Consider the following 16,843-nt stretch of genomic DNA (forward strand, 5'->3'; position numbering starts at 1 on the left):
AGATGTGTATAAGAGTGTATAAGAGACAGCCGCCAACACCGCCAAAACCTATAGAAAAGCCTAAGCCTGAGCCTAAACCTAAGCCAAAACCTGAACCCAAAAAGCCCAATCACAAACATAAGGCTCTTAAAAAAGTGGAAAAAGTGGAAGAGAAAAAAATAGTAGAGGAGAAAAAAGAAGAGAAAAAAATCGTAGAGCAGAAAGTAGAACAAAAAGTAGAGCATAAAAAAGTGGAAGAGAAAAAACCTGTCAAAAAAGAATTTGATCCTAACCAGCTTTCTTTCTTGCCTAAAGAAGTTGCGCCACCCAGAAAAGAAAACAATAAAGGCTTGGATAACCAAACCAGAAGGGATATTGATGAATTGTATGGCGAAGAATTTGGGGATTTAGGCACAGCCGAAAAAGATTTCATCAGGAATAATTTAAGGGATATTGGGCGCATCACGCAAAAATATTTAGAATACCCTCAAGTAGCGGCTTATTTAGGGCAGGACGGGACGAATGCGGTAGAGTTTTACTTGCACCCTAACGGCGATATTACCGATCTTAAAATCATCATTGGCTCTGAATATAAAATGCTTGATGACAACACTTTAAAGACCATTCAAATCGCTTATAAAGATTACCCACGCCCTAAAACTAAAACCCTTATTCGCATTAGAGTGCGTTATTACTTAGGAGGCAATTAAAAAATGGAAATCACGCTTTTTGACCCCATAGACGCCCACTTACATGTGCGAGAAAACGCGCTTTTAAAAGCGGTGTTAAGATACTCTAGCGAGCCTTTTAGTGCTGCAGTGATCATGCCAAACCTCAGTAAGCCCTTGATTGACACTCCAACCACCCTTGAATATGAAGAAGACATTTTAAACCATTCTTCAAACTTCAAACCTTTAATGAGTTTGTATTTTAATGATGGTTTGACTTTAGAAGAATTGCAACGTGCCCAAGAAAAAGGCATCAGATTTTTAAAACTCTACCCCAAAGGCATGACCACAAACGCGCAAAACGGCACTTCGGATTTGTTGGGTGAAAAGACTTTAGAGGTTTTAGAAAACGCCCAAAAATTAGGCTTTATTTTATGCATCCATGCAGAACAAGCCGGGTTTTGCTTGGATAAAGAATTTTTATGCCATAGCGTTTTAGAAACTTTTGTGCTTTCATTCCCTAAACTCAAAATCATTATAGAGCATTTGAGCGATTGGCGCAGTATCGCTTTAATTGAAAAGCATGACAACCTCTATGCGACTTTGACTTTACACCATATCAGCATGACTTTAGATGATTTATTAGGGGGGAGTTTGAACCCGCATTGTTTTTGCAAACCTTTAATCAAAACCCAAAAAGACCAAGAAAGGCTTTTATCCCTTGCTTTAAAAGCCCACCCTAAAATCTCTTTTGGCTCTGATAGCGCCCCGCATTTTATCTCTAAAAAGCATAGCGCTAACATCCCGGCAGGCATCTTTTCTGCCCCTATTTTGTTGCCTGCGTTGTGCGAACTTTTTGAAAAACACAACGCTTTAGAAAACTTGCAAGCCTTTATCAGCGATAACGCTAAAACAATCTATGCGCTAGAAAATTTGCCTAGTAAAAAAGCGCGTTTGTCTAAAAAACCCTTTATAGTCCCTACACACACGCTTTGTTTGAATGAAAAAATCGCTATCTTAAGAGGGGGCGAAACGCTATCTTGGAACCTTCAAGAAATCGCCTAAAACATGCCGCCTTTTTCGTGGGGCTTTTTATCGTTTTATTTTTAATTATAATGACGCATCAAACCCCCCCCTATGCTTTCATGCGCAATCAAGCCCTTTCAACCCAAAATCCCCCCTATTTCACTCAGCTCACTATCCCTAAACCAAATGACGCTTTAAGCGTGCATGCGAGCGCTTTAATCAACTTGCCTAATGATAACCTCTTGAGCGCTTATTTTAGCGGCACTAAAGAAGGGGCAAAAGATGTGAAAATCAGCGCAAATCTTTTTGATGGCAAGGCTAATCGCTGGAGCGAAGCCTTCATTATTTTAACCAAAGAAGAGCTTTCCAAAAACGCGCATGAATACATTAAAAAACTAGGTAACCCCTTACTCTTTTTGCATGACGATAAAATTTTGTTGTTTGTCGTAGGGGTGAGCATGGGCGGGTGGGCGACTTCTAAAATCTATCAACTTGAAAGCGCTTTAGAGCCGATTCGTTTTAAGTTTGTGCGAAAACTCTCCTTAAGCCCTTTTTTAAACTTAAGCCATTTGATAAAAAATAAACCTTTAAGCACCACCGATGGCGGGTTTATGCTACCACTCTATCACGAATTAGCCACCCAATACCCCTTGTTGTTGAAATTTGACAAACAAAATAACCCAAGAGAGCTTTTAAGGCCTAATGCCCTAAACCACCAGCTCCAGCCAAGCTTAACCCCCTTTAAAGACTGCGCTGTCATGGCGTTTAGAAACTATTCTTTTAAAGATTATCTTATGCTAGAAACCTGTAAAACCCCCACCGCTTGGCAAAAAGTCATTGCAACGAATTTGAAAAACTTGAATGACGCTTTGAACTTAATCAATTTAAACAAAGAATTGTATTTGATCCACAACCCTAGCGATTTATCACTGCGCCGTAAAGAACTCTGGCTTTCTAAATTAGAAAACTCAAACTCGTTTAAAACCTTAAAAGTTTTAGACAAAGCCAATGAAGTGAGTTACCCAAGCTATAGCCTTAATCCTCATTTTATAGATATTGTCTATACTTATAACCGCTCTCATATCAAACACATCCGTTTTAATATGGCTTATTTAAAATCCCTTCTCAAGTGATTAGTCATGTTTATATCTTCTTCTTACACGCTGAGTTTTGCATGGCTTTTTTTAATTTTCTTTTTTTTCAAAAATAAGCCATTGGGTTTGAGGTTTTCGCTCTCTTTTTTAAGCGTGATTTTAAGCAATATCGCTTTAAAAGACTCCCTATCGCTCAATGAATTTTTAAGCAGTTTTACAGCCCCCTTAAGCCCTTTTAGCTGTCTTTTAATCCTTGCTTATGTGAGCTTTTCTTGCCGTCTCCTCCAAAAGCCTCCTTTAGAAACCTTGCAATCTTATAGCGTCATGCTATTTTTTAGTTTGTTGCTCCTTATAGACATTTTAGGGTTCTTGCCTTTTTCAATCTATCATCATTTCATGGCTTCTCTTATTTTTAGCGTGCTTTTTTGCAGCAGTTTGTTTTTGAGCAGCCCCTTACTGGGCGTGATCGCTTTAATGGCGTTATCCAGTTCGCTTTTAATGCGTTCTCATTTTCAAATCTTGGATTCTTTATTGGATTTCCCCTTGTTTCTTTTTGTCTTTTTTAAGACTTTATATCTTGTTCAAAAAAGGTTGTATTAACGCTTATGAAATCCTTATCTTATGCCCTTTTTTCGCTCTTTTTAAAAGGTTTTTATTTCACCTTTTTTATGAGCTTATTGTTTGTGTTTAATCGTATCGGCTTTATCCTTTATACTGGCTATTATAAGCATGCTTTAAAAAACCCTGTTTTTGATGAAATCATCAAAACCCTACTCAACGGGGCAAGATACGATAATCGTGTGGTCTCAAGCTTAGCGATTCTTTTTATCATCATTGGGTTATTAGGGTTATTTGCCCCTAAACACCAAACCAAAATGCTTAATATTATGGCGTATTTTTCTATCGCTATTATCCTGTTTTTAAACATTGCAAACATCGTTTATTATGGCATTTATGGGAATGTGTTTGATGAAAATTTATTGGAATTTTTGCATGAAGACACGCTCACGATTTTAAAAATGAGCAAGGAATACCCTATTTTTTCTAGTTTTTCACTCTTTGTAATCCTTAGCGTTTTAACCTCTTTTATCTATTTCAAACTCCAAAACGCCCTTTTTAAACCCAAAAATGTTTATCAAGCCACCAAACCCCTTAAAACTTTCATTTTATTCATTCTTTTTTCGCTCACGCAAATGTTTTACATTAACGCGCAATTGAGCTTTGTGGGTGCGTCTTTAGATCTCAGCATAGAGCCAGCTAAAGATCCTTTTTTAATGAAAATTACCCCCGGAGCCTTTCGCAACCTTTATCTTTTAGCGCGCAATTACAGACAAAGCCATAACCTTAAATTCAGCGATTTTGCTAAAGAAACGCCTTTAGAAGTGGCGAAAAATTATTTCCATCTTAAAGAGAACCCCCAAAACAATCTTTATGAGTTGCTTTCCCAAACAAGCCACAACAATTCCGATCAAACCATTCAACATGTTTTTTATATTATCTCAGAGTCCCTGAGTTCATGGCATTTTGATCCAAAATTTGATTCTATAGGGCTAACGAGCGCTTTACAAGATTTGGTTAAAAAAGAGCATGCCTGCATGCTTTCTGCTTTTATTGAAGGCGCCCCACGGACCGTTAAGAGCCTGGATGTCCAGATCACAGGCTTACCCTACATCAATGATAATAACTTGATCAATTCTGGAGTGATCCTCCCTAGCTTTCCTATGGCGATTGGCAATATCACAAAAACTCTGGGTTATAAAAACAACTTTTATTATGGGGGTAGCGGGATTTGGAACAAACTAACGAGTTTCACCAAAAAACAAGGTTTCCACGCCCTTTATTTCAATAACCACCTCTTAGAATTTGCCAAAAACAAGCCCTACCCTAAACCCATAGAGAGCAACTGGGGAGTGCATGATAATATTTTATTTGACTATATTTTAGAAAACACCAACCCCAATGAAAAAACTTTCAGCATGGTCATGACTTTAAGCAATCATGCGATCAAAAACGTGAATCTCAAAGCCTTTGGCGTGCCTTTAGAAAAAATCCAACAATTTGTGGAAAAAACCCCCAAATCAGAAAATCTACCGGACGCTAATTCTTTAGGGCATATTTACTGGTATGACAAAGTAATCGTTAATTTTATCAAAAAAGCCAGCCAAAAATTCCCTAACTCGCTTTTTATCATCACAGGAGATCATTTTGACAGGAGCTATGAATACGCTAAAAACGATTTATATACCATTAAATCCGTGCCGCTTATTGTGTTCGCTCCTACTTTAAAGCCTAAAATAATCAGTCAAGTCGGATCGCATTTAGACATCGCCCCTACGATTATTGAATTAATCGCTCCTAAAGGTTTTCAATTTGTGAGTTTTGGGAAGCCTTTATTTTCTAACAATACAACAAACCCTCCAAGCCACCCCAATTACGCGCTAGGTTATGAAGCGATCGCTACCAAAGATTATTTTTATAACCCGAGTTTGGGGTTAAGGTATTTGAACAAAAACCCTAAAGAGCCAAAGGATAAACAAAACGACAAAACAGAAGCTTCTAAATTTTACCAGCAATTAGAATTTTTAAAAGCCCTTAGTTTTTACTTGCTCTATCATGGGGCTAATCTTAAAGATTGACAAACTGAGTTTTTAATCCCCTTAAACGCATGATTTTTGCTACAATAATAGGATTTTAATGGATAAAGGACAAATAGGCATGCCAAATAGGGGCGTTGTTTTATTAGACGGGCAAGTGCTAGCTTATGATATAGAAAAAGATTTGAAACATAAAATCCAAACAATAACCGCACAAACGCATAAACGCCCCAAACTAGCCGTGATTTTAGTAGGGAAAGATCCCGCTAGTATCACTTATGTCAATATGAAGATCAAAGCATGCCAAAGGGTGGGCATGGATTTTGACTTAAAAACCCTCCAGGAGAATATTACTGAAGCTGAATTATTGTCCTTGATTAAAGATTACAATACCGATCAAAACATTTCAGGCGTTTTAGTCCAGCTCCCTTTGCCCAGACACATTGATTCTAAAATGATTTTAGAAGCCATTGACCCCAGTAAAGATGTGGATGGTTTCCACCCCCTTAATATCGGCAAGCTCTGCACTCAAAAAGAATCGTTTCTGCCAGCCACCCCTATGGGCGTGATGCGTCTTTTAAAGCATTATCATATTGGAATCAAGGGCAAGGATGTGGCGGTTATTGGGGCGAGCAATATCATTGGAAAACCTTTGAGCATGCTCATGTTAAACGCCGGGGCTAGCGTGAGCGTGTGCCATATTTTGACTAAAGACATTAGTTTTTACACCCAAAACGCTGATATTGTTTGCGTGGGCGTGGGTAAGCCTGATTTGATTAAAGCGAGCATGTTAAAAAAAGGGGCTGTAGTGGTGGATATTGGGATCAATCATTTGAATGATGGGCGTATCGTGGGCGATGTGGATTTTACAAATGCACAAAAAGTCGCCGGTTTTATCACCCCTGTGCCTAAAGGCGTGGGGCCTATGACAATTGTCTCGCTTTTAGAAAACACTCTAACCGCTTTTGAAAAACAACAAAGGAAGGGATTTTAAATGAAATTTTTACGCTCTGTTTATGCATTTTGCTCCAGTTGGGTAGGGACGATTGTTATTGTGCTGTTGGTTATCTTTTTTGTTGCACAAGCCTTCATCATTCCCTCTCGCTCTATGGTAGGCACGCTCTATGAGGGCGACATGCTCTTTGTCAAAAAATTTTCTTACGGCATACCCATTCCCAAAATCCCATGGATTGAGCTTCCTGTCATGCCTGATTTTAAAAATAACGGCCATTTGATAGAGGGGGATCGCCCTAAGCGCGGCGAAGTGGTGGTGTTTATCCCCCCCCATGAAAAAAAATCTTACTATGTCAAAAGGAATTTTGCCATTGGAGGCGATGAGGTATTATTCACTAATGAGGGGTTTTATTTGCACCCTTTTGAGAGCGGCACAGACAGCGACTATATTTCTAAACATTACCCTAACGCCATGACTAAAGAATTTATGGGTAAAATTTTTGTTTTAAACCCTTATAAAAGTGAGCATCCGGGTATCCATTACCAAAAAGACAATGAAACCTTCCACCTAATGGAGCAGTTAGCCACTCAAGGCGCAGAAGCTAATATCAGCATGCAACTCATTCAAATGGAGGGCGAAAAGGTGTTTTATAAAAAAATCAATAACGATGAATTTTTCATGATCGGCGATAACAGGGATAATTCTAGCGACTCGCGCTTTTGGGGGAGTGTGGCTTATAAAAACATCGTGGGTTCGCCATGGTTTGTTTATTTCAGTTTGAGTTTAAAAAATAGCCTGGAAATGGATGCAGAAAATAACCCCAAAAAACGCTATTTGGTGCGTTGGGAACGCATGTTTAAAAGCGTTGAAGGTTTAGAAAAAATCATTAAAAAAGAAAAAGCAACGCGTTAAGGTTTTTTGTGCAATTTTTTGATTTCTCTTTAGAAAGTTTTATTACCACCTTAATGAAGATCCTAGCCCTTTTAATCGCTATTATAGGGCATGAAATCATGCATGGCTTGAGCGCGTTTTTATTTGGGGACAGGAGCGCTAAAGACGCTAATCGTTTGAGTTTGAACCCTATCAGGCATTTAGACATGATGGGTTCAGTGCTTTTACCGGCTTTATTACTCATCTTTCAAGCCCCTTTTTTGTTTGGGTGGGCTAAACCCGTGCCTGTGGATATGCGCTATATTGTCTCTCAAAAAGGCTCTCTAGCATGCGTAGTGGTGAGTTTAGCCGGGGTGGCTTATAATTTCACCCTAGCCGTTCTGCTCGCTTCCATCACGCATTTGAGCTTCCAAAAACTAGGGATCAACGCTTTAAGCATTAATGAATTAAACCTTTATCAGCTCGCTTTAGTAACCTTTCTCATTCAAGGCATTCTTTATAATCTTGTCCTAGGCGTTTTCAATAGCCTCCCTATCCCACCCTTAGACGGCTCCAAAGCGTTAGGCTTTTTGGCGTTGCATTTCAAAAGCGCGTTTTTATTGGAATGGTTTTCTAAAATGGAACGCTACGGCATGTTGGTCGTGTTTATCTTTTTGTTTATCCCCCCTTTATCGGAGTTTTTTATCCATGCGCCCACAAGATTTTTATTTTCTTTACTCCTTTCTTAATCTTTCATCAAGGAGAGCTTATGAATAGACCCTTAAAGTTTTCTCAAGTTTTTATAGGCAGCGATCATGCAGGGGTGCATCTTGCAGAGTTTGTCCAACATTTTTTAGAAGACAAGGATTTTAAGATCCAAGCTTTTTTACCCACTATGAGAGTGGATTACCCTGATTACGCTAAATTAGTGTGCCAAAAGGTCTTAGAAAATGCGCAAAGCTATGGTATTTTAGTGTGCGCTACAGGGATAGGCATGAGCATGGGCGCTAATCGTTTTAAGGGTATTAGAGCCGCTTTGTGTCTTGATGCTTACATGGCTAAAATGACTCGCTTGCACAATAACGCTAATGTCTTGTGTTTGGGCGAAAAGATTAGCGGTATTGGCGTGGTGGAAAGCATTTTAGAAGCGTTTTTCTCTACAGAATTTGAACAAGGTCGTCATGTGTTGCGCATCCAAAAACTAGATGAATCGCTGAAATCATCAACCTAGTGTAGTATAATTACACCGTTTCGCTAAAAAGGATATTTTAATAGGCATGTTTACCCAATGGTTTATCATCACTATCGCTATTGTTTTTATCCTTTATATGGGTGTGCGTACTTTCTTTTTTAAAACCGTGGCTAAACGGCAAGAACGCACCAACGCATCCATGAAGCTCACCTTACAAGAAGCTGAAATTTTGATCCAAAAACACCAGTTGCAACTCCAAAGAGCTTTAGGTAATATTGATATTCTTACCCAAGAAATGAGCTCGTTAAAAACGGAATTAAAAGCCCTTAAACAACGCAACTCTGAATACAAAGGCGAATCGGATAAATATAAAAATCGTATTAAAGAATTGGAGCAAAAAATAGAAGCTCTCCTTTAAAAACGCTATAATGAATCAAAATTCTACAACCAATCAGTTATATTAAAGGAAATCAAAATGAATGAAACGCTCAAAGAAGAACTTTTACAAAGCATCAGAGAAGTGAAAGACTACCCTAAAAAAGGGATTTTATTCAAAGATATTACCACGCTACTCAACTACCCTAAACTCTTTAACAAACTCATTGACGCGCTCAAAAAACGCTATCTCGCTCTCAATATAGACTTTATCGTGGGCATTGAAGCGAGAGGGTTTATTTTAGGCTCTGCTTTAGCTTATGCGCTTGGGGTGGGTTTTGTGCCTGTGAGGAAAAAGGGCAAGCTCCCCGCGCACACCCTGTCTCAAAGCTACAGCCTAGAATACGGGAGCGATAACATAGAAATCCACTCCGACGCTTTTAGGGGAATTAAGGGGGTAAGGGTGGTGTTAATTGATGACTTATTAGCCACTGGAGGCACAGCTTTGGCGAGCCTTGAGCTTATCAAAGCCCTACAAGCCGAATGCATAGAAGCATGCTTTTTGATAGGGTTAAAAGAATTACCGGGTATCCAACTTTTAGAAGAACGAGTGAAAACCTTTTGTTTGTTAGAGTGCTAGGATAAGGGTGAGTTTTGGAAGAATACATCATTGACTTATGGAATCAGCATGCAGCGACTTGGGGGTATCTCATTTTATTCGGGTGGAGCATTTTAGAAGGAGAAATTGGGTTAATTTTAGCAGGGATTGCCAGCTATACCGGTCATATGCATTTAGGGTTAGCCATTTTAGTCGCAGGGATTGGGGGTTTTGTGGGGGATCAGATCTATTTTTACATCGGCCGCACCAATAAAGCTTACATCCAAAAAAAGCTAGAAAAACAACGCCGAAAACTCGCCCTAGCCCATTTATTGTTGCAAAAACACGGCTGGTTTATCATTTTTATCCAACGCTACATGTATGGCATGCGCACCATCATTCCCATTAGCATAGGTCTCACGCGTTATAGTGCTTTAAAATTCGCTATCATCAATCTCATTAGCGCGATGGTGTGGGCGAGCATTACCATTATTCTAGCGTGGTATTTAGGAGAAGAGTTATTGCATGCGTTAGGGTGGCTTAAAAAACACCCTTATGCGCTAATATTACTATTAGTATCTTTCTTGGCGTTGGTTCTATGGTATTTCCAATACTATAGTAAGAAAAACCACTAGAACGCAATACAATTCTTGAAAGATATGAAATTAAAAAAGGAGAATTTATGTTAAAAATCAAATTAGAAAAAACCACTTTTGAAAACGCAAAAGCTGAATGTGGCTTAGTTTTTATTGTCAATAAGGATTTTAGCCACGCTTGGGTCAAAAATAAAGAATTGCTAGAAACCTTTAAATACGAAGGCGAAGGCGTATTTTTAGACCAAGAAAATAAAATCTTGTATGTGGGCGTTAAAGAAGACGATGTGCATTTATTGAGAGAGAGCGCGTGTTTAGCCGTTCGCACCCTTAAAAAACTCGCTTTTAAAAGCGTTAAAGTGGGGGTTTATACTTGCGGGACGCATTCTAAAGATAACGCGCTTTTAGAAAACTTGAAAGCGTTGTTTTTGGGCTTGAAATTAGGCTTGTATGAATACGACACTTTTAAATCCAACAAAAAAGAAAGCGTTTTAGAAGAAGCGGTTGTCGCTTTAGAATTGCACAAACCTTGCGAAAAAACTTGCGCGAATTCTTTAGAAAAGAGCGCTAAAGAAGCGTTAAAATACGCTGAAATCATGACAGAAAGCTTGAATATCGTTAGAGATCTAGTCAATACCCCCCCTATGATTGCTACTCCGGTTTATATGGCTGAAGTGGCGCAAAAAGTGGCTAAAGAAAACCATTTAGAAATCCATGTCTATGATGAAAAATTTTTAGAAGAAAAGAAAATGAACGCCTTTTTAGCGGTTAATAAAGCCTCTCTTGGCGTCAATCCTCCCCGCTTGATCCATTTAGTCTATAAGCCCAAAAAAGCGAAGAAAAAAATCGCTTTAGTGGGCAAGGGCTTGACTTATGATTGTGGGGGTTTGAGCTTGAAACCGGCCGATTACATGGTTACCATGAAAGCGGATAAAGGCGGTGGCTCTGCGGTGATTGGGCTTTTAAACGCATTAGCCAAACTAGGCGTGGAAGCTGAAGTGCATGGCATTATTGGGGCTACAGAAAACATGATAGGCCCAGCTGCCTATAAACCAGATGATATTTTGATCTCCAAAGAAGGCAAAAGCATTGAAGTGCGTAATACCGACGCTGAAGGGCGTTTGGTTTTAGCGGATTGTTTGAGCTACGCTCAAGATTTAAGCCCTGATGTGATCGTGGATTTTGCGACCCTTACTGGGGCATGCGTTGTAGGCTTAGGCGAATTCACTTCAGCGATCATGGGGCATAATGAAGAGTTAAAAAACCTCTTTGAAACTTCAGGGTTAGAATCCGGTGAATTGTTAGCCAAACTCCCCTTTAACCGCCATTTAAAGAAATTGATTGAATCTAAAATCGCTGATGTGTGTAATATTTCTTCTTCACGCTATGGCGGTGCGATCACAGCGGGCTTGTTTTTGAATGAATTTATTAGAGATGAGTTTAAGGATAAGTGGCTGCACATTGACATTGCAGGCCCTGCTTATGTGGAAAAAGAATGGGATGTGAATAGCTTTGGAGCGAGTGGGGCTGGCGTGAGAGCTTGCACAGCTTTTGTGGAAGAGTTTTTGAAAAAGGCTTGAAATGGGCTTGTCTGTAGGCATTGTGGGTTTGCCTAATGTGGGCAAATCCAGCACCTTTAATGCGCTCACTAAAACCCAAAACGCCCAAAGTGCGAACTACCCTTTTTGCACCATTGAACCCAATAAAGCCATTGTGAATGTGCCTGATAGGCGGCTTGATGCGTTGGCTCAAATCGTAAAGCCTGAACGCATTTTGCATTCTGTGGTGGAATTTGTGGATATTGCCGGATTGATTAAGGGAGCGAGCAAAGGGGAGGGTTTAGGCAATCAATTTTTAGCCAATATCAAGGAATGCGAAGTGATCTTGCAAGTGGTGCGCTGTTTTGAAGATGACAATATCACGCATGTGAACGATAAAATTGACCCTTTGAATGATATAGAAACCATTGAATTGGAGTTGATTTTAGCGGATATTGCCACTTTAGACAAAAGGATCGAACGCTTGCAAAAAGCCCTAAAAAGCTCAAAAGACGCTAAAAATCTTTTAGAATGCGCTTTGAGTTTAAAAACGCATTTAGAAGAATTAAAGCCGGCGAAAACTTTTGCCTTAAATACAAGCGAGGCTTTTTTAGAGTTGGACAAGGAATTGCGTTTTTTATCCCATAAAAAAATGATCTATATCGCTAATGTGGGCGAAGAAGATTTAAACGCTCTCAATGAGCATGCTAAAAAAGTCCAAAACCATGCGAAAGAGCAAAATAGCGAGTTTGTCGCCTTGTGTGCTAAATTAGAAGAAGAAATGGTTTCTATGAGTGGAGATGAAGTCAAAGAATTTTTGCAAAGTTTGGGCGTAGAAGAAAGCGGGTTAGAAAAGACCATTCGTTTGAGTTTTAAGGAATTAGGTTTGATCAATTACTTTACCGCTGGAGTCAAGGAAGTGCGATCATGGACGATTAAAAAAGGCTCTAGCGCACCTGTGGCTGCTGGGGTGATCCATAAGGATTTTGAAAAAGGCTTCATTAGAGCTGAAACCATCAGTTATGATGACTTTATCGCTTATAAGGGCGAAGCCGGAGCGAAAGAAAAGGGAGTGTTACGCATTGAAGGTAAGGATTATATCGTTCAAGATGGTGATGTGTTGCATTTTCGCTTCAATGTCTAGTCTGTCTTATTGCTAGTTTCTCATAAGAATTGACACCCAACAAGAAACTTTTTAAAAAAATCTATATAGAGTTAAGCGATATTTGCGGGTTGCAATGCAGTTTTTGCCCTAACCCTAAAAATATCAGAGGCGTGATGCCTTTAGAATTGTTTGAAAAAGTTTGTAAAGAAGCCGCCCCCTTAACCCAAATGATTACTTTGCATGTCTTAGGCGATCCTTGCAAGCTCAAAAATTTAAACCACTATTTAAGCACCGCTAGACGCTTTTCTTTGAAAGTGGATTTGGTTACTAGCGGGGTGTATTTGCACGACTTTGAGACGTTTTTACAAGATATAATCTATCAAATCTCTATTTCTTTAGACGCAGGGCTAGACCATCATAACAAAATCAACCAGCACCGCTACATCCAAAAAATTTTAGAATTTTGCCGCTACAAATGTGAAAAAAATAGCGAAGTGTTTTTGAATTTACGCATTCAAGATGGCACCCTTGACAAACACCAGAATTTAATCAAGCCTTTTTTAGAAAGCTTTGAATGCGTTTCTTTAGAGGGTTTAAAATCGCAAGGCCGCGCTCGTTTGTTTAAAAAAAGTTTTTTGAATATCCAAAAAACCTTTAAATGGCCGAATTTGAACGCCCAAAATCCTTTAAAGCAAGAATCAAAAATCCCCTATTGCTACGGCCTAATCAAGCAAATCGCTATTTTATCTAATGGCGTTGTCGTGCCATGCTGCATGGACACGCAAGCTCATATCAACCTTGGCGATTTAAACCATACGCCCCTAAAAGATGTTTTAAAGAGCCAAAAAGCTATGGCTATCAAAACCCATTTTTTAAAGGGCGAAGCGTTAGAACTTTTATGCAAAAACTGCTCCTACCCTTTGATCCGCTATAAAAAATAAAATTTGTATCTATTAAGATATGGGTTTAAATTTGCGTTCGCATTGAATGAGGTGTTTGAAAATTCTTCATAAGAATGGTTATTTCTATAACTCACTCTTATATATCATTTTTAAAAATTTCGTTGTGAGCCCTTATATCATTCGCATGCTTTTTGATCGTTTTGGATAAAGTAATTTTCATACAACCGCAGCAACGCAATAAAAAACGCCGTGATAGTAGGCCCTACAATAATCCCCCAAAAACCAAATTGTGAAATCCCAGCAATCATGGAAAAGAAAATCAGCATTTCATTGATTTTAAGGGTGGTTTTAAAGATTCTCTTTTTAATAAAGACAATTAAAAACGGCTTGATCACGCTATCAATCAACCCGCCAATCAACAAAAGAGAATACAAAACGATAAATATCGTCTCATTCACATGCCCATGATAAAGCTCATAAATCGCTATAGGGATCCAAATCAAAGCTCCCCCAACAGCCGGCACCAAAGACGCCAGGCCGTATAAAATCCCTAAAGACCAGCCGTCATGCCCAAACCATACAATCATCACCCCAAACGCCACGCCCTCTAAAATAACCGTGATGAGAGAAGTTAAAAGCACGATGCGTAAAATCCCAGCCACTTCTTCAAAAATCTTTTTGCTTTGATTGATTCCAAGAGGCAAAACCCCTAAAAAATAACGATAAAATCTCTCCCCATAATAAAAAAAGAAAAACAACAGCCCCAAGATAAACAAAGCGTCTGTAATGAGTTTCAAGCTGTATTTTCCCACATAACTGCTTATTTTCAACAAATAGCCCGTGATGGAAGCGGCACTAAAATTTTCTAAAAACTTGCTCACTCCATCATGAATGGCAGGAAAATGCGATAAATTTTCGGTGATTGCCCCTTTAAGCCATTTAATCAGAGCTGAAAATTTTTCAAAGTTGATTTCAAAAATGATATTAGAACTTTTATAAACAATAAAATACAACGGCACGATCAAGACGCTCGCTAAAACTAAAACGCATAAAAACGAGCTGATAACATTAGAAAAGCGCTTACTCAAAAAAACTTTCACTTGAAAAAGCCCCACACACAAAAGCCCAGCGATCAGCGCATCCATTAAAAAATCTTGATATAAATAGATCATCCAATAAAAACCAATCAAAAAAAGAATCCAAAAGAAATACTGAGCTTTCATGAAATTATCCCCATTAAACTGAACCAAAAGTTATCAAATGTTAGCTAAAAAACGCTCTTTTAAGGATAAAAAATTTCTTTTAACCTATAATTAAAATCAAAAAGGCTTTCATTGATGGTGTTTTACAAATATTCAGGGAGCGGGAATGATTTTTTAATCGTTCAAAGCTTCAAAAAAAAAGATTTTTCCAATTTAGCTCAACAGGTGTGCCATAGGCATGAGGGTTTTGGGGCTGATGGGCTTGTAGTTATCTTACCGAGTAAGGATTATGACTACGAATGGGATTTTTACAATTCAGACGGCTCTAAAGCTGGCATGTGCGGGAATGCGAGCCGTTGCGTGGGGTTATTTGCTTACCAACATGCTATAGCCCCTAAAAACCATGTTTTTTTAGCCGGAAAAAGAGAGATTTCTATTTGCATAGAAGAACCCAATATCATAGAGAGCAATCTCGGTAACTACAAAATCCTAGATACCATACCCGCCTTAAGATGCAAAAAATTTTTTACTAGCGACAGCGTTTTAGAACATATCCCTACTTTCTATCTCATAGATACAGGAGTGCCGCATTTAGTGGGATTTGTCAAAAATAAAGAATGGTTAAATTCCCTTAATGCGCTGGAATTAAGGGCTTTAAGGCATGAATTTAACGCTAATATTAACATCGCTTTTATAGAAAATGAAGAGACGATTTTTTTACAAACTTATGAAAGAGGGGTTGAAGATTTCACGCTAGCTTGCGGGACAGGCATGGCGGCGGTTTTTATCGCCGCGCGCATTTTTTATAACACGCCTAAAAAGACCACTCTCATCCCTAAAAGCAACGAATCTTTAGAGCTTTCTTTAAAAAATGATGAAATTTTTTATAAAGGCGCGGTGCGTTATATTGGCATGAGTGTTTTGGGCATGAGGGTTTTTGAAAATGGGTGTTTTTGATCATTATTTCTTGTAATGGTAATCAAAATAATTTTGTCGTAATTAAACATAATGCGCTATCATTTGCGAGTTGTTTTTAGCAATATAAAAAATATCCTAAAGGAATAAAACCATGCAAGCGTTAAAATCATTGCTTGAAGTGATTACAAAACTCCAGAATCTAGGCGGCTATTTGATGCATATAGCTATTTTTATCATTTTTATTTGGATCGGAGGGCTTAAGTTTGTGCCGTATGAAGCCGAAGGAATCGCTCCTTTTGTGGCTAACTCCCCTTTCTTTTCTTTCATGTATAAATTTGAAAAACCCGCATACAAACAACACAAAATGTCTGAATCCCAATCCATGCAAGAAGAAATGCAAGATGACCCTAAAATCGTTGAAAACAAAGAATGGCATAAAGAAAACCGCACTTATTTAGTGGCTGAAGCTCTAGGGATCACAATTATGATCTTAGGTATTTTGGTGCTTTTAGGGCTTTGGATGCCTTTAATGGGCGTGATTGGGGGCTTGCTTGTCGCTGGAATGACGATCACGACTCTATCTTTTTTATTCACAACGCCAGAAGTGTTTGTCAATCAGCATTTCCCATGGCTTTCTGGGGCTGGAAGGTTAGTGGTTAAAGACTTGGCGTTATTTGCTGGAGGCTTGTTTGTGGCCGGGTTTGATGCGAAACGCTATTTAGAGGGGAAAGGGTTTTGCTTGATGGATCGCTCATCGGTTGGGATTAAAACTAAATGCTCTAGTGGGTGTTGCTCTTAAGAGCTGATGCCTTAAAGTAGGCTTAAAGCCTACTAGAAGAATCATAATTGATAGAAGAATCTTGATTAGTGCCTTTTTTGTAAATGATTGTTTTTAAAATGTGGCGTTTGACAAAGGAATTGACGCTTTCCACTTCTTCATCAGCTAATCGTCTTAAAACATCATGCTCTTCTTTAGAGAGATAAAAAGTAACTGAAAAATTGCGTTTCAACTCATCTACAGCGACACGCTTGCGACCGGGTTTTATATTTTTATTTCCTAATTCCATTAAAATTTCCTTTTTTAGTTAGTGTGTAATGTAACATCATAACGGCTATTCTAACATGAAATAAACGCCATTTTATATTAAATCTAAAGAAAAATATTTTTAGATGTGCTAGAATACCCATTTGTTACAAGATAAGCTTTTTTATCAAAATAATGATGACATAGGGG

Annotated in this window: 19 protein-coding genes; 17 read left to right on the plus strand and 2 right to left on the minus strand. The window is 38.6% G+C overall.

Going from position 1 to position 16,843, the window contains the following annotated elements; all coding sequences use genetic code 11:
* The 15 genes from EAL87_RS05880 to EAL87_RS05950 form a co-directional block, all read left to right on the plus strand.
* On the plus strand, window positions 1-689 hold a 689-nt coding region (locus EAL87_RS05880; RefSeq protein ID WP_162972662.1), incomplete at its 5' end, for an energy transducer TonB.
* A gap of 3 nt (window positions 690-692) precedes the next feature.
* Complete coding sequence (gene pyrC, locus EAL87_RS05885; protein WP_120913649.1) at window positions 693-1,712, plus strand: dihydroorotase; 1,020 nt, start codon at window positions 693-695, stop codon at window positions 1,710-1,712.
* Window positions 1,688-2,806: a 3-deoxy-d-manno-octulosonic acid hydrolase subunit 2 gene (locus EAL87_RS05890; protein WP_120913651.1), complete on the plus strand. Its 1,119-nt coding sequence runs from the start codon at window positions 1,688-1,690 to the stop codon at window positions 2,804-2,806. Before pyrC ends, EAL87_RS05890 begins: the two co-directional genes overlap by 25 nt.
* Before the next feature lie 6 nt (window positions 2,807-2,812).
* Window positions 2,813-3,367, plus strand: coding sequence for a 3-deoxy-d-manno-octulosonic acid hydrolase subunit 1 (locus EAL87_RS05895; protein WP_120913653.1), 555 nt, complete (start codon window positions 2,813-2,815; stop codon window positions 3,365-3,367).
* Between the two features lie 5 nt (window positions 3,368-3,372).
* A complete protein-coding gene (locus EAL87_RS05900; protein ID WP_120913655.1) occupies window positions 3,373-5,403 on the plus strand; it encodes an LTA synthase family protein in 2,031 nt (676 codons plus the stop codon).
* Between the two features lie 79 nt (window positions 5,404-5,482).
* Complete coding sequence (folD, locus tag EAL87_RS05905; RefSeq protein ID WP_162972669.1) at window positions 5,483-6,355, plus strand: bifunctional methylenetetrahydrofolate dehydrogenase/methenyltetrahydrofolate cyclohydrolase FolD; 873 nt, start codon at window positions 5,483-5,485, stop codon at window positions 6,353-6,355.
* Window positions 6,356-7,228 (plus strand): signal peptidase I, encoded by an 873-nt coding sequence (lepB, locus tag EAL87_RS05910; RefSeq protein WP_120913657.1) that lies wholly within the window; start codon window positions 6,356-6,358, stop codon window positions 7,226-7,228.
* Between the two features lie 8 nt (window positions 7,229-7,236).
* Complete coding sequence (locus tag EAL87_RS05915; RefSeq protein WP_120913659.1) at window positions 7,237-7,935, plus strand: site-2 protease family protein; 699 nt, start codon at window positions 7,237-7,239, stop codon at window positions 7,933-7,935.
* A gap of 20 nt (window positions 7,936-7,955) precedes the next feature.
* On the plus strand, window positions 7,956-8,417 hold the full coding sequence (rpiB, locus tag EAL87_RS05920; protein ID WP_120913661.1) for a ribose 5-phosphate isomerase B: 462 nt from the start codon (window positions 7,956-7,958) through the stop codon (window positions 8,415-8,417).
* Between the two features lie 46 nt (window positions 8,418-8,463).
* Window positions 8,464-8,796: a hypothetical protein gene (locus EAL87_RS05925; protein ID WP_000495089.1), complete on the plus strand. Its 333-nt coding sequence runs from the start codon at window positions 8,464-8,466 to the stop codon at window positions 8,794-8,796.
* 57 nt (window positions 8,797-8,853) lie between these two features.
* Window positions 8,854-9,393, plus strand: a complete 540-nt coding sequence (gene apt, locus EAL87_RS05930; RefSeq protein ID WP_120913663.1) for an adenine phosphoribosyltransferase — start codon at window positions 8,854-8,856, stop codon at window positions 9,391-9,393.
* 14 nt (window positions 9,394-9,407) lie between these two features.
* Window positions 9,408-9,986 carry a DedA family protein gene (locus EAL87_RS05935; RefSeq protein WP_120913665.1) on the plus strand — a complete coding sequence of 193 codons (579 nt, stop codon included), beginning with the start codon at window positions 9,408-9,410 and terminating at the stop codon, window positions 9,984-9,986.
* A 47-nt stretch (window positions 9,987-10,033) separates the two neighbouring features.
* Window positions 10,034-11,524: a leucyl aminopeptidase gene (locus EAL87_RS05940; RefSeq protein ID WP_120913667.1), complete on the plus strand. Its 1,491-nt coding sequence runs from the start codon at window positions 10,034-10,036 to the stop codon at window positions 11,522-11,524.
* A 1-nt stretch (window position 11,525) separates the two neighbouring features.
* Window positions 11,526-12,626 (plus strand): redox-regulated ATPase YchF, encoded by a 1,101-nt coding sequence (ychF, locus tag EAL87_RS05945; protein ID WP_120913669.1) that lies wholly within the window; start codon window positions 11,526-11,528, stop codon window positions 12,624-12,626.
* Between the two features lie 29 nt (window positions 12,627-12,655).
* Window positions 12,656-13,528, plus strand: coding sequence for a radical SAM/SPASM domain-containing protein (locus EAL87_RS05950; protein WP_162972664.1), 873 nt, complete (start codon window positions 12,656-12,658; stop codon window positions 13,526-13,528).
* Between the two features lie 137 nt (window positions 13,529-13,665).
* Here EAL87_RS05950 and EAL87_RS05955 read toward each other — a convergent pair whose 3' ends face one another.
* Window positions 13,666-14,712: an AI-2E family transporter gene (locus EAL87_RS05955; protein WP_120913671.1), complete on the minus strand. Its 1,047-nt coding sequence runs from the start codon at window positions 14,710-14,712 to the stop codon at window positions 13,666-13,668.
* A 114-nt stretch (window positions 14,713-14,826) separates the two neighbouring features.
* On the opposite strand from EAL87_RS05955, the gene dapF reads away from it, so the two are divergent.
* Both dapF and EAL87_RS05965 read left to right on the plus strand, forming a co-directional pair.
* Entirely contained in the window at window positions 14,827-15,648 is an 822-nt protein-coding gene (gene dapF / locus EAL87_RS05960) for a diaminopimelate epimerase (RefSeq protein WP_120913673.1), read from the plus strand.
* A 112-nt stretch (window positions 15,649-15,760) separates the two neighbouring features.
* Window positions 15,761-16,408 (plus strand): YkgB family protein, encoded by a 648-nt coding sequence (locus EAL87_RS05965; RefSeq protein ID WP_001148292.1) that lies wholly within the window; start codon window positions 15,761-15,763, stop codon window positions 16,406-16,408.
* 22 nt (window positions 16,409-16,430) lie between these two features.
* On the opposite strand, the gene EAL87_RS05970 is transcribed toward EAL87_RS05965, so the two are convergent.
* Window positions 16,431-16,676, minus strand: a complete 246-nt coding sequence (locus tag EAL87_RS05970) for a ribbon-helix-helix domain-containing protein (RefSeq protein WP_000418876.1) — start codon at window positions 16,674-16,676, stop codon at window positions 16,431-16,433.
* Window positions 16,677-16,843: the final 167 nt, after the last annotated feature.

This window comes from Helicobacter pylori (assembly GCF_003636935.1).
Classification (GTDB): domain Bacteria; phylum Campylobacterota; class Campylobacteria; order Campylobacterales; family Helicobacteraceae; genus Helicobacter; species Helicobacter pylori_CH.

Excerpts from the sequence above, each read along its gene's own strand:
- apt (WP_120913663.1), top strand. The coding sequence starts at position 8,854 with ATGAATGAAACGCTCAAAGAAGAACTTTTACAAAGCATCAGAGAAGTG.
- EAL87_RS05955 (WP_120913671.1), bottom strand. The coding sequence starts at position 14,712 with ATGAAAGCTCAGTATTTCTTTTGGATTCTTTTTTTGATTGGTTTTTAT.
- EAL87_RS05970 (WP_000418876.1), bottom strand. The coding sequence starts at position 16,676 with ATGGAATTAGGAAATAAAAATATAAAACCCGGTCGCAAGCGTGTCGCT.
- EAL87_RS05940 (WP_120913667.1), top strand. The coding sequence starts at position 10,034 with ATGTTAAAAATCAAATTAGAAAAAACCACTTTTGAAAACGCAAAAGCT.
- folD (WP_162972669.1), top strand. The coding sequence starts at position 5,483 with ATGCCAAATAGGGGCGTTGTTTTATTAGACGGGCAAGTGCTAGCTTAT.
- ychF (WP_120913669.1), top strand. The coding sequence starts at position 11,526 with ATGGGCTTGTCTGTAGGCATTGTGGGTTTGCCTAATGTGGGCAAATCC.
- lepB (WP_120913657.1), top strand. The coding sequence starts at position 6,356 with ATGAAATTTTTACGCTCTGTTTATGCATTTTGCTCCAGTTGGGTAGGG.
- EAL87_RS05925 (WP_000495089.1), top strand. The coding sequence starts at position 8,464 with ATGTTTACCCAATGGTTTATCATCACTATCGCTATTGTTTTTATCCTT.
- dapF (WP_120913673.1), top strand. The coding sequence starts at position 14,827 with ATGGTGTTTTACAAATATTCAGGGAGCGGGAATGATTTTTTAATCGTT.
- EAL87_RS05900 (WP_120913655.1), top strand. The coding sequence starts at position 3,373 with ATGAAATCCTTATCTTATGCCCTTTTTTCGCTCTTTTTAAAAGGTTTT.
- pyrC (WP_120913649.1), top strand. The coding sequence starts at position 693 with ATGGAAATCACGCTTTTTGACCCCATAGACGCCCACTTACATGTGCGA.
- EAL87_RS05965 (WP_001148292.1), top strand. The coding sequence starts at position 15,761 with ATGCAAGCGTTAAAATCATTGCTTGAAGTGATTACAAAACTCCAGAAT.
- rpiB (WP_120913661.1), top strand. The coding sequence starts at position 7,956 with ATGAATAGACCCTTAAAGTTTTCTCAAGTTTTTATAGGCAGCGATCAT.
- EAL87_RS05895 (WP_120913653.1), top strand. The coding sequence starts at position 2,813 with ATGTTTATATCTTCTTCTTACACGCTGAGTTTTGCATGGCTTTTTTTA.